This is a genomic window from Arthrobacter sp. Z5-13 (genome assembly GCF_056499105.1).
Genome location: NZ_CP096460.1, coordinates 572,433 through 585,205, shown reverse-complemented (window position 1 = coordinate 585,205; position 12,773 = coordinate 572,433). Strand labels below are relative to the sequence as shown.

The 12,773-nt window shown below is 62.7% G+C and carries 11 protein-coding genes; 10 read left to right on the top strand and 1 reads right to left on the bottom strand.

The genetic code is table 11. The features are described from left to right. Positions 1 to 25: 25 nt before the first annotated feature. Positions 26 to 1,465, bottom strand: a complete 1,440-nt coding sequence (locus M1E02_RS02765) for a cation:dicarboxylate symporter family transporter (RefSeq protein ID WP_479376641.1) — start codon at positions 1,463 to 1,465, stop codon at positions 26 to 28. Positions 1,466 to 1,662: 197 nt separating this feature from the next. On the opposite strand from M1E02_RS02765, the gene allB reads away from it, so the two are divergent. The 10 genes from allB to M1E02_RS02715 all read left to right on the top strand — a co-directional run bounded on the left by allB (position 1,663) and on the right by M1E02_RS02715 (position 12,712). Continuing rightward, positions 1,663 to 3,006: an allantoinase AllB gene (allB, locus tag M1E02_RS02760; RefSeq protein ID WP_479376640.1), complete on the top strand. Its 1,344-nt coding sequence runs from the start codon at positions 1,663 to 1,665 to the stop codon at positions 3,004 to 3,006. Between the two features lie 116 nt (positions 3,007 to 3,122). Further along, a complete protein-coding gene (gene bcp, locus M1E02_RS02755) occupies positions 3,123 to 3,602 on the top strand; it encodes a thioredoxin-dependent thiol peroxidase (RefSeq protein ID WP_479376639.1) in 480 nt (159 codons plus the stop codon). A gap of 607 nt (positions 3,603 to 4,209) precedes the next feature. Next, positions 4,210 to 4,905, top strand: a complete 696-nt coding sequence (locus M1E02_RS02750) for a SipW-dependent-type signal peptide-containing protein (RefSeq protein WP_479376638.1) — start codon at positions 4,210 to 4,212, stop codon at positions 4,903 to 4,905. 79 nt (positions 4,906 to 4,984) lie between these two features. Beyond that, positions 4,985 to 5,467: a signal peptidase I gene (locus M1E02_RS02745; protein ID WP_479376637.1), complete on the top strand. Its 483-nt coding sequence runs from the start codon at positions 4,985 to 4,987 to the stop codon at positions 5,465 to 5,467. Then, a complete protein-coding gene (locus M1E02_RS02740; RefSeq protein WP_479376636.1) occupies positions 5,464 to 6,141 on the top strand; it encodes a hypothetical protein in 678 nt (225 codons plus the stop codon). Before M1E02_RS02745 ends, M1E02_RS02740 begins: the two co-directional genes overlap by 4 nt. After that, positions 6,138 to 7,853 (top strand): choice-of-anchor G family protein, encoded by a 1,716-nt coding sequence (locus M1E02_RS02735; protein WP_479376635.1) that lies wholly within the window; start codon positions 6,138 to 6,140, stop codon positions 7,851 to 7,853. The genes M1E02_RS02740 and M1E02_RS02735 overlap by 4 nt, the downstream gene beginning before the upstream one ends. Before the next feature lie 247 nt (positions 7,854 to 8,100). Beyond that, a complete protein-coding gene (locus tag M1E02_RS02730) occupies positions 8,101 to 9,414 on the top strand; it encodes a glycoside hydrolase family 26 protein (protein ID WP_479376634.1) in 1,314 nt (437 codons plus the stop codon). A 170-nt stretch (positions 9,415 to 9,584) separates the two neighbouring features. Further along, positions 9,585 to 11,516: a glycosyltransferase gene (locus M1E02_RS02725; RefSeq protein ID WP_479378041.1), complete on the top strand. Its 1,932-nt coding sequence runs from the start codon at positions 9,585 to 9,587 to the stop codon at positions 11,514 to 11,516. Next, positions 11,506 to 11,652: a hypothetical protein gene (locus M1E02_RS02720; RefSeq protein ID WP_479376633.1), complete on the top strand. Its 147-nt coding sequence runs from the start codon at positions 11,506 to 11,508 to the stop codon at positions 11,650 to 11,652. Before M1E02_RS02725 ends, M1E02_RS02720 begins: the two co-directional genes overlap by 11 nt. A gap of 187 nt (positions 11,653 to 11,839) precedes the next feature. Further along, on the top strand, positions 11,840 to 12,712 hold the full coding sequence (locus tag M1E02_RS02715; protein ID WP_479376632.1) for a pentapeptide repeat-containing protein: 873 nt from the start codon (positions 11,840 to 11,842) through the stop codon (positions 12,710 to 12,712). Positions 12,713 to 12,773 lie beyond the last annotated feature (61 nt).

Genomic DNA, 12,773 nt, shown 5'->3' with positions numbered 1-12,773 from the left:
TAGCAGAGAAGCCGGGTCCAAATCCCTATTTCAGCAGTACCGCCTCCGGCACAGCACCATCGGTTGATCCCGGCAGTCCGGCAGCGGAAGAAGACTCCTTGCCGCCTTCAACCGCGGGGCCTGACGCCGCAGCTTCAGCAGCTGGAGCTTCAGCAGCGGGACCCGCTTGGAATGCCGCCAACATTGCATCCCGGTCGAACTGTCCTTCCCACTTGGCCACTACGAACGTCGCGACGCAGTTCCCCAAAAGGTTGACCACCACCCGCATCGAATCCATCAGACGGTCAGCGCCTAGCAGGAGTGCCACCCCTGCAACCGGGAAGATACCCAGGGCGCCTGCCGTTGCCGAGAGGGCCAGGAACGCCGAGCCCGGGACGCCGGCCATGCCCTTGGACGTGAGCATCAGGATTCCCAGGGCAGCAAGCTGCTGGCCGAGGTCCAGGTTGTGTCCGAATGCCTGGGCCAGGAACAGGAGGGAGATGGAGAGGTACAGCGCGGCGCCGTCGAGGTTGAACGAATATCCAGTGGGAACCACCAGCCCAGTGGTGGCGCGCGAGCAGCCGGCGTTGGTCAGCTTGGTCATGATGCATGGCAGCACCGATTCAGTGGACGCCGTGCCGAGGGCCAACAGGAACTCCTCGCGGGAGTACTTGATGAACTGCCACAGCGGTACCCGAGGGTAGACCCACGCGACGACGAACAGGAGTCCGATGAAGATGATGGCGGCGCCGTAGCAGGCGGCGATGAGCAGCGCATAAGTGCTTAGGGTGCCCAGGCCGTACTGCCCGATGATGAAGGCCATGGCTCCGAAAGCCCCGATCGGCGCCACCCGCATAACCCAGCCCATGATCTTGAAGAAGAGCTCCAGCACGGTTTCGAGGAGACTGACAACCGGCATGCACCGCTCGCGGCCCACCACCACTATCGCTGCGCCGAAGAAGACTGAGAAGCACAGGACCTGGAGGAGGCTGTTGGAGGCGAAGGCGCCCACAACGCTGGTGGGAATGATGCCCAGGATGAACTGGCCTGCGTCGCCGGGAGGGGCGGTGGACGTTTTGGCCTTCAAAGCATCCTGGGACAACGTTGCGGGATCAATGTTCAGTCCGGCTCCGGGCTGGACTATGTTGGCCACAATCAGGCCGAACACCAGCGCGAACAGCGTGGCACCGGTGAAATACACCAGGGCCTTCACGCCCACCCGGCCCACTGCCTTGACGTCGCCCACGGCCGAGATGCCTGTGACGATCACGAGGAAAATCAACGGGGCAATGATCATCTTGATGAGCTGGATGAACCCGTCCCCCAACGGACGCAGAGTGGACCCGATGGTTGGCCAGAAGTGACCGATCACGATGCCCAGGACTACAGCCACGAGGAGCTGGAAGAACAGGGACTTATAGAGGGGTTTCTTCGCCGTAACCGTTGTTTCCGCCGTCAGGGTCTCCGCAGTGAGTGGGATTTTCATCGAGGCCGCCAATCATCGTGGGGGCGGCATCCGGGAACACCGCTGTGGTCACAAGTCACGCTAGGCTCCGGGTGTTTCCACAACGCTACGGCGGCGGGACGGAACTGTTTAACTGCTGTTTAACCGCCGCGGCTTGCTTGGACGCAGCCCCAAAGCAGGGTAGACACGTGGGTAGAAGCCGGCTGAAGGAGACCTGCGTGACTGATGAGGCCTTTGACCTGGTGATCCGTGGCCAACGCGTTCTGACCCCGGACGGAACGGCGCCCCGGGAAGTGGGTGTCCGCGGAGGAATCATCGTGACTGTCGAGCCGCGCGGGCATGGCCTGGCCGGCAGGGAGATTGTGGATTTGTCCGATGACGAAACACTGATTCCCGGCCTTGTGGACACCCACGTCCATGTCAATGAGCCTGGCCGCACGGAGTGGGAGGGCTTCGCCTCAGCCACCCGGGCGGCAGCGGCAGGCGGAGTCACCACCATCATCGACATGCCACTGAACAGCATTCCGCCCACCACAACGGTTGAGGCGCTGAAACTCAAACGTGAAGCCGCCGCGGACCAGGCCTTTGTGGATGTGGGCTTCTGGGGTGGAGCCATCCCCGGGAACAAGGCTGACCTGCAGCCACTCCACGCAGAAGGGGTCTTCGGCTTTAAGTGTTTCCTGCTGCACTCCGGAGTGGACGAATTCCCCCAGCTGGGCGCGGACGAGATGGAAGAGGACATGGCCGAGCTCAAGTCCTTCGATTCAGTCATGATCGTCCATGCCGAGGACCCTCACACTATCGACGAGGCCCCCGGCGCCGGGGGCAGCAGCTACTCCGGCTTCCTGGCCTCCCGGCCGCGCGCTGCCGAGAATCAGGCCATCACCGAAGTGATCGAGCGGGCCCGGCGAACAGGCGCCCGTGCGCACATACTTCACCTCTCGTCGTCGGACGCGCTGCCCCTGGTTGCCGCCGCAAAGCGCGACGGCGTCCGCCTCACCGCGGAGACGTGCCCCCACTACCTCACCCTCACCGCCGAGGAAATTCCCGACGGCGCCACCGCCTTCAAGTGCTGCCCGCCCATCCGGGAGGCCTCAAACCGCGAACGGCTGTGGGACGGTCTGCTGGACGGCACCATCGACTTCATCGCCTCGGACCATTCCCCCAGCACCCTTGATCTCAAGGACCTGGAACACGGGGACTTCGCGGTGGCCTGGGGCGGAGTATCCTCGCTTCAACTGGGCCTGTCCCTCATCTGGACCGAAGCCCGGCAGCGCAGCATCCCGTTGGAACAAGTGGTCTCCTGGATGGCTGCAAAGCCTGCGGAACTGGTCCGCCTGAAGGATAAGGGGCAGCTTACGCCGGGCCACGACGCCGATTTTGCCGTCTTCGCCCCGGACGAACGGTTCGTTGTGGACGTGTCCAGGCTGAAGCACAAGAACCCCATCACCCCGTACGACGGGCGGGAACTTTCCGGTGTGATCCGGCGGACCTACCTCCGCGGCAACCTTGTGGATTTCAGGAATCCGCGGGGCCGTTTAATCCGTCGTCCAGGCGTCTGACAGGAGCGGTTTCTGAGGGCCGAGGAATACTGCATGTGACGGCGGAGTTGATCTCAGAGACGACCACCGGTTTCACTTATTATGATTGATTCCAAGTAATCTCCTTAAGGACCACTATGAGCCCGAACCTGATCAACAAGCTGCGGCCCGGATCGCAGGCCCCTGATTTCAGCCTGCCCGACGCCAACGGCAACAAGATCTCGCTGTCGGACTATCACGGCAAAAACGTGATCGTTTACTTCTACCCGGAAGCTGCAACCCCTGGCTGCACTACCGAGGCCTGCGATTTCCGCGACAATCTTGCATCCCTCAAGGGCTCCGGCTACGAGGTGCTGGGAGTGTCTCCGGACGCCCCCGAGAAGCTCTCCCGCTTCACGGGCGATTTCTCCCTGACGTTCCCCCTCCTCGCTGACGAGGACCACGCAGTAGCACTTGCCTACGGCGCCTGGGGAGAGAAGCTGATCGACGGCGAAGTCCACGAAGGCATTGTCCGCTCCACCGTTGTGCTGGACCCCGAGGGCAAAGTGAAACTGGCCGAATACCAGGTCAAGGCCCAGGGCCACGTAGAGAAGCTGCGGGCCGAACTGGGCGTCTAAACCCGCACCCTCCCTCACCTCTCGCAGGAAAAACCCACGCCCTCCCTCACATCTCGCAAAGCCGGCACCACAGAAGTTGTGGTGCCGGCTGCTTTTAACGGCGGTCCTGACTCCCTTTGACATTTGCGACACCCCTGGAAATAGTTGACGCGAGGCATAGGTCTACAACTTGGGGGAAAACTAATGACCAAATCAAGCCGCTTATCGGCATCGGAGATCACCGTAATTGCAGCAACAGCTTTTTGCCTGGTCTTAGGGCTTGTTGTAGCTCCAATCCTTTCGCCCGGGGCTCTGGCCGCACAGTGGGTTCCACTCGCCATTGGTGTTCTTCTCGCATTTCAGTTCACAGCTATGAGGAAACGTCGGCCCAAGCAATCAAACGCGAGGCGCCGTACGCATCCGGCCTAGGTGATCCTTCCGATCACCTTGGCCAATCCTGCGGAAATCCTGTCCGGATATTGATCGGGCCCTTGAAGGATCCCTGTAGGGCACTAAAGGGGCCTCCGAGCGGACCGCGCTGCAAGGCGAAAATCCGGCGCATCGCTCGATCATGGATATCCGCAGGCCCAATGGGATTGGTCCTGCGCTAGAACTGGGGGGACCAGGAATGACTGACCAGAACACGACCGCATTCTCTACGCATTGCAAGGACAAGGTGCGGGCGCTGCTGGCCGGGGGCCTGGTTTTGGGGATCGGGGCGGCCTTCACTCTGGCCGCCTGGACGGATAACGAATGGGTTTTTGGCGGCGCCGGTCCGGATGATGAGAATCCCGGCACCAAGACCTATGCCATGGAGCAGAACACCGTAGCCCCCTTCGCCGCAGGAACTTGGACGGATGAGCCGGAGGAAAACGGCGGGTACCTGGACTTCACCGTCCAGGCTGCCAGTCTCCTTCCCGGCGACACCGTCTACGCTCCCTTCCAGCTTCGGGCGAAGGCCGGGTCTGAGGCGCTGACGGTCAGCCTCGCCGAGGCAAAACAGGCGACAGTTCCAGCGGCAGGGGACGCCAACAGCGCTGCACTCTATGGCGCACTGACCGTCCAGGCCTGGGTGAATGTCGGGGCCGCAAACTGCAGCGACGCGGGCGATAAGACCGCCGGGACCGTCCTTGTTGCTGCCGATTCCAGCTTGAACACGGCAGGGGCTGCCCCCTTCGCCCTGCCAGCAGGAGCGGCCCGAGCTGCCGGCGCCGCCGTGAACCTCTGTTTCGCGCTGACCCTCCCTGCTGGAACTTCCGATGTGACCCTTCAGGGCAAGAACGTGATTCCGCTGTGGAGGTTCACCAGCGTCGTCGGCTCCTAGCGTGGCGGCATCCGTGACGCCCGTGGAAGGAATCAGGGCACAAGTGTGGGCGCCAAGAGCCATAGGGCTTCGGACAGGAGTGCGCGAGACTGCACTCACCGTGCTTGCCGTGCTCGGGTCGCTTTGCCTTGCTGCCGTGATCGCTTCTGCCGTTTTCAGCGTCAACTTTGTGGTCTTCCGCAGCGGGTCCATGGAGCCGGCCTTTCCTGTTGGCTCGCTCGCCGCCGTCAGGGAAGTACCAGCCTCATCGCTGAAACCCGGTGACGTGGCCACCGTTTCCCGGACACCTACCTCGACACCCATCACGCACCGCGTGGTGAGCATTCAATCCGATCCAGCATCGCCCGGCCACTCGATCCTGGTCCTCAAGGGTGACGCCAACCGTTCTCCGGACCCTGTGGAATACCGCGTAGCCACGGCGCGGCAGATGCTCTTCGCCGTACCTGAACTGGGCGGATGGGTGATGGGCCTCAGATCACCCGCAATTCTGGGCAGCAGCACCGCACTCCTGGCAGCGCTGGTGGCTTGGTCCTTCTGGCCGCGAAGGAGTGGCACCGGATGAGAAGACTTCAACGTGCCGCGGCGTTGGCCGCTGCCTGCCTGGTCCTGTCCCTCATGGGGCAGAACCAGGCCTTGGCCGCGGACCCGGCACTACCGGTACCGCAAACGGGTAAAGACGGCATGCTCCGTCTCACCTCCTCCGTCTACCCCTTGGACATTCCCCATCTGGGCCCCGGAGAGTCATTCAGCTGGCAGGTTGGTGCCGTGCTGGACGGTCCCGATTCGGCCACCGCCACTCTGGAACTCCAGGGTTCGGGTTCGCTGTCCGCCGGCCCTGATGCCTATTCCATTACGGCGCAGTCCTGCCCGGCGCAATGGACCGGAACCAGCGGCAAGAATGCGACACTTTTGTGCGGGCCCGGAGCGAGGCAGATTGCCGCCGTCGACAGCTTTGGAAGCGGCGGAGGCGTGGCCTACCCGCTGGGTCGGTTCACCACTGCCGACCAGCCCTGGGTGCTGTTCCGGCTGGAACGTCCCGCGGGTGCCGCCGGAGCTGACGGGACTTTGGCGTTCGGCATCGGCATTGTGGCCGGCGATGACGACGACGGGACCCACCCGCAGCCGGATCTGGCCGTCACAGGAATGAGCATTTTGCCCTACCTCGCCGGTGCCGCCGGCTTTGCCCTGATCGGCACAGTCCTGATCCGGACCGCACGCCGGAAGGAGCAGCCATGAGGTTCCCGAGCCGAAGGCGCCAGGCTGTGGCCGGGACAGCCGCAATGGCCATCGCTGCCGCATCTCTGCTGAGCCTCAGCTCGGTCACTGATGCTGTCTGGACCGACGACGAATATGTCAGCAGCACAGCCGGAGTCATGATTGCCGGAGACTGCAGCACAACAACGCTCTTCCAGACCCAGTCCGCTTCACGCCACCTCTCGGGCGTTTTGGGAGCCCAGAACCTGGATTCGCTGGCAGCCCTCCAAGGCCTCGCCGTCGAGAATACAAGCGGAACCCTTTCAGTGGCCCCGGGCTCGGCCATCCAGATCGACCCCGTTACTTTCAGCGCTCCGCTGGACGTCAGCGCCCTGGGAAATCCGGTACTTTCGGCGGCGTTGGGGCTTGACGCGGCTGCGGGAGATGCGGGCGCGTACAACCAGTGGGGACGTGCCAGAGCAAGCGGGCAGTCTGCAGCTTCCGCGGGGGCAGTGAACGATCAGTCCGGGGCAGTCGATGCCACCGGAACGGCCGACGGTTCAGCCACAATGCCCAAGTCTGCGAGCATCAATATGGGATCGCTCGTCCCGGCGGCCACTGCAGCCATGACCTTGGATGTTGGTGCTGTGGCAAGTTCCGCTGAGGTTGATGCGTGTGTGCTGGTGAATGGCTGGCCTGCTCCCAATCCCGTGCCCGTAGAGAAGCGGGCCTATGGGATTGCGGGAGCTGACCTGAAGGCCGGAGTCCCTTCAGTTCAAGCGATGACGGCGGCAGCAACGTCCGCCATTGATGACGCAGAGGATGACTTTGCCGCCCTGGACGACGTCGGCGGGCAGGTCACGACGACGGTGAACGCCGGTATCGCCGGGCTTGTTCAGGGCTCTGCAGGCACCCTCAAAGTGGGTACCGTGAGCACCGTCATCACCATAGGAGCCCTCGATTTAAGCGGATTGCCTCAACACCTGACGGGGTCCCTCAGCGACGGCGCGGTCACGATAGACCTCAGCAACAGCAGCGCCACAGTCGATCTCGCCGCACTCCGGGGAGACGCCAACGGCTTCAACGGCCTTCCGCCAAACACTGTGATCGGCATTGACCAGGCCCTGCTTACGAAAGCCAGCCAGCGGACAACGGCGCTGCTCGGAAAGTGGTCCTCGGACACTGTCCTTGAACTCAAGCAGGCCTTGGGAGCAGCCACATTCTCCATGCAAACACAAGTGGTGCTCCGCGCTGACGTTCTGCTTACCACCGTCGACGTCGCCCGGCTCACCATCAGCTACGGAACCACCGTGGGAGCCTTCCTCGGGGCCACCGTACCCGCCCCGACCATCACCACCCAAGTTCTAGGAACACCCCTTCCCGGACTGAATACGCTGCTTGCACCAATCCTTACTGCCGTGACCAACGGAGCCGGGACGGTTGTCCAGGACGCATTGGTTCCGGCGTTGCAGGGAGCCACAGGGGTGATCCCCACGGCTGTGGCTGAAATTGCAGGAGCCACGGCGGCGGTCACTCAGGAACTGGGGGTCATACTGGGTCCCTTGGCCGGGGTTCTGTCCTTCACCGTGAACGTCCAGCCGGACCAACCTGGAGCACCCGCCACTGCCGCCGCCGCGGGCACGTCTGTGGCCGGCGAGTACAAGGTCTCTGCCTTGCGGATCGCGGCCTTGGGCAATTCGGCGGAAATCTACCTGGCAACTTCGTCGGCCGGCCCGGTGGCCTTCAGACCCTGACCCGCCCCTGACCGGCTGCATGAGTGACTCCCGTGAGCCCGCTTCAGCAGTTACCAAGGAAACTGCAAGGTTTAGGTCCCCGGTCCGCAGGATTGGCCGAGGATTCGAACAGTTTGATACTCGCAGCCCGTAACCCTTGCCACCATAGAACCGGGGCACCCGTCAGCTCGCCCGGACAGGGCTTGGAAGGAACGATTCGGACCCCCACTACTCCTCCGGGACCGTCTACTAATGCTGGGAGTGCCTCGTGCATCATCGTTTCCTTCGGCTGGTTGTCGCCAGCCTTGTACTGTCGCTAAGTGTGTTGTTTGGTATTGCCGTGCCGGCCGGAGCAGCAGGGCGTGCTGAGGTCACGCTCAGCGCTTCCGCCGGGCCGGCCGGATCCTCGGTGACCGTTACCGGCACAGGCTTCACCAGGCAAAGTGCGGGTACGCTGACAGCGGGCACTGTCAGTGTGCCCTTCGCGACGAGCGGCAAGGGCACCTTTACCGCCGCGGTGACCATCCCTGTCACCACATCCCCCACAGTGGCTGTTACCGCCACTGCGGGCAAAGCCTCAGCCTCGGCGTCGTACGCGGTAACGTACAGCCCCGCCTCCACCAGCGCCGGCAGGGACAGCCTTGCTGAGGCAGGTCCCGCCCCCATGACCATGGCCGCCCGGACAAAAACAACCACCACGACGACGACGCCTCCTCCGATGAGCTCGGATCCCTTGCGGTTCGGGGTCTCTACCCCGGGCGGCCCACTGGCCTCCAGCGAGCTGGACGCCGTCGCTACGCTTGTGAACGAAAGCCCGTCCATCGTGATGTCCTACAAGGACTTCAGCCAGTCTGCACCCATCGCAGACCTCAATGCCGTGGATGCCCGTGGCGCCACAAGCCTTATCACCTGGGAGCCTTGGCTTTGGAGCGGCAACGGCGCCAACCAGCCGGTCTTCGCACTGGACCGCATAACCGCGGGAGACTACGACACCTATATCGCTCAGTGGGGCACCGCCCTGGCTTCCTGGGGCAAGCCGGTGATGCTCAGGTTCGCCCATGAGATGAACGGGAACTGGTACCCGTGGGCCGAGTCCGCGAACGGCAACGGGGCCGGGGACTACGTGGCCGCCTGGCGTCACGTGCATGATGTTGTAGCCGCCACGGGCGCATCCAACGTCTCGTGGGTGTGGAGCCCCAACGTACCGTACTGGGGATCCACCGCCCTCAGCGGTCTTTATCCCGGCGCCGGATACGTCGACGTCGTGTCCCTGGACGGTTACAACTGGGGAACCGCGGTGTCATGGAGTTCCTGGACCTCACCGTCCGCCCTGTTCGGCGACGGGTTGACGGCCCTCCGCAGCCTCGCCCCGGGCAAGCCGATCATGATTTCCGAGACCGGATCCGCTGAAGCCGGCGGTTCAAAGGCCAGCTGGAATACCGCCCTCGTCTCCTACCTCGCCGCCCAATCCGACGTCACCGCGCTGGTCTGGTTCCATCACAACAAGGAAGTGGACTGGCGGATCAACAGCTCCACCACCTCCACCAGCGCCCTCGCCGCAGCACTGGCCGCGAGAAACTAGGAATCCATTCACCATGATCGTTGCCCCGCCGCACCTCCGGAGATGTTTCCGGAGGTCCGGCGGGGCCGATCGAGCCTGAGGATCGAAGGGCCGTTGTGAACCACAGAATCGATAACACCCGAGCCCTGAGGCCCGGACCCCCGGCTCACCGGGTCCTCAATCACCAGCTCCTGGTCCGGATCCTCACCACGCTGACCATAGTCCTGGGCGTGAACTACATCCTCTGGCGGTGGCTGTTCTCGGTGAACTGGTCCGCTGCTTGGATCAGCGTGCCGCTGGTCATGGTCGAAACCTACAGTCTGATCGACGCCTTCCTCTTCGGCGTCACCATGTGGCGGCTCCGCGAACGCCCCGCGGCTCCTTCCCCACCGGAAGGCCTGGATGTGGACGTGTTCATCACCACGTACAACGAACCGGTTGACCTGGTGATGACCACAGCCCTCGCCGCCAGGAACATCAGCTATCCCCACAAAACGTGGATCCTGGACGACGGTGCACGGCCGGCAATCGAACAGGCCGCCGGGAAGGCAGGGATCGGCTACATCACCCGCTCCGCCGACTGGGCGGATCTCCCCCGCCACGCCAAAGCAGGCAACCTCAACAACGCCCTCGCCGCGACAGGAGGGGAATTCCTGCTCATCCTGGACGCAGACCAGATCCCCGAACCTCAGATCCTGCACCGGATGCTGGGCCATTTCAACAATCGCAAGGTTGCCCTGGTCCAGACGCCGCAGTGGTTCTCCAACGTCAATGACGATGACCTGCTAGGGAGCCAGGCCCCGCTGTTCTACGGACCCATCCAGCAAGGGAAGGACGGCTGGAACGCTGCCTTCTTCTGCGGTTCCAACGCCATCATCCGCCGTGAGGCGCTGATGCAGATCGGCGTCACAGGCTATGTGAAAGGGGTAAGGGCCACCGTAGAGCGGGCCCTGAAGGCAGCCGATAAAGTCATCGCCAACGCCAGGTCAGAGCACGGTGCGTCAGGCCTGCATGTGACCAGGGCTCTGACGGACATCGGATCGGCGGTACGCGGGGCACGCCGGGAACTCAAGGAAAACAGGCCGGTAGGGAACGTCACCTACGACTTCCAGCGAAAGGTCGACGCCGCCGCCCGCGGCATCGTCACGGTGGACGTGACTTCTCTTGAAGCTGACCTTGTGGAGATCGAGCGTCTTTCAGGGCTCACGTCCTCAGGCGGTTTTATCGACGACGACGCCATTGACCGCCTTGCCCAACGTGACTGGTCACCGCTTGGTGCGATCGGATCGGTCCGGAAGATGGTCCAGGCGCTGGATGTGGACCGGTCCCATGAGGCCCTGCCGGTTATGCCAATGGCCACAAACTCCGTGACCGAGGACATGGCCACGTGTATGCATCTTCATGCTGCAGGCTGGGACAGCGTCTACCACCACGAAATCCTGGCCAAAGGACTGGCGCCTGAGGATCTCAGAACGATGCTGACCCAGCGGTTGCGTTGGGCGCAGGGCACAATGCAGGTCTTCCTCCGCGAAAACCCGCTCCTCCAGCGTGGGCTCAAAGCGGGTCAGCGGCTGATGTACTTCGCCACCATGTGGAGCTATCTCTCCGGCTTCGCAGCCGTTGTCTACATTGCGGCGCCCATCATCTTCCTGTGCTTCGGCGTGATGCCGGTGAACGCTTTCAGCAGTGACTTCTTCGTCCGCCTGGTGCCATTCCTGATCTTCAATCAGCTCCTGTTCTTCGTTGCGGCCCGGGGCAGGAAAACCTGGCGCGGCCAGCAGTACAGCCTCGCGCTCTTCCCGGTCTGGATCAAAGCATGCACGACGGCGGCAGGGAACGTTCTGTTCGGCCGTGACCTGGGCTTCGCCGTCACGCCCAAAACCCGGCAGAACGGGGGACCAGCCTGGTCCCTGATCCGTCCCCAACTGGTTGCAATCGCGGCCCTGGTGTTCGCCGCCGTGGTGGGCCTGGTTCGGATGTTTACCGGACTCGGTGCCCCTGCCGGGACCCTCGTCAACATTGGCTGGGTGGTATATGACCTGGTGATCCTCAGCGTGATTATCCGTGCAGCGTTCTACAGTGGATTTACTCCCCCGAAGGAAGCTGAAGCCCATGGCAATTGACTCCATAGACGACTACATCGCCTCCCAGCCAGGGGACATGCAGGAGATCCTTAAGGAAGTCCGCAGACGGGTCCATGAAGCAGTGCCTGGGGCCGGGGAGATGATCAGGGCGGCAGAACGGCAACGCCGCAAGTAGCACCTACCCTCGGCCGTCGATTATTCTGACGGCAGTGTTATTTCAATTTTCTCTGTGACCCAGAATCCACTTAGGGATTCCAGTCCGCTCCTTGGAGGAGCGATGATTCCGTGCGCCCTGCGAGGGGAACTCCATTCGAGTCCCCTCGCCCAGAGGCCCAACACCGAACTCACCACTGGAAGATCGCATGAAAACAATACTTGGAAACTCCGCCGAGCCCTCTTCACCTGCCCTCGATCGGCAATCCCTGCGCCCTGACTGCGCAAACTGCTTTGCCCTCTGCTGTACTGCCTTCGGGTTCTCACGTTCAGCTGATTTTGCACTGGACAAACCGGCAGGTTCACCGTGCCAAAACCTGGCGGCCGACTTCTCCTGCACCATCCATGACCGCCTTCGCCCCAGGGGATATAGAGGCTGCACGGTCTTTGACTGCTTCGGGGCTGGCCAAAACGTGTCTCAACGGTTCTTCGCCGGAAAGAGCTGGCTTGAACATCCAGAGACCAAAGACGGGATGTTTTCAGCATTCAAAGCCGCCCGGCAGCTGCACGAAATGCTCTGGTATCTGGCCGAGGCCCAATCACGAACCTTCGATCCTGACTTATCAGCAGTTGCCGGACAAATGCGAAAAACGATCGAACACGCGGTCAGCGGCGAGCTGTCCGCGCTCGTTGCACTCGATCTCCAACAGCTTCACTTCGAGGTGAGGGCACTACTCATTGAGGTCAGCGAAGACGTGCGGACTTCCTACTTCGCGGCCGGGGATGATCATTTGGGGTCCGAGCTAAAAGCCGGAGCGGATCTGATGGGCAGGACTCTCAGGTCCCGGCGGTTATGCGGGGCGGATCTCAGAGGGGCTTACCTTATTGCGGCTGATCTGCGCGACGCTGACCTGGCAGGCGTGGACCTGCTCGGCGCCGACTTACGGGATGCGCGGCTTGAAGGCGCTGATCTGTCCAAGGCCCTGTTCGTAACGCAACCGCAGCTCAATGCTGCACGAGGCAGCCGCGCAACACTTCTCCCGTCGGATCTGACCATGCCATCGCACTGGCAGGACGCATGAGCACCACGTACCGGCGGAGAAGATCCTCCTCCGTCAGGCCCTCTGCCGGTTCATCCTGAGC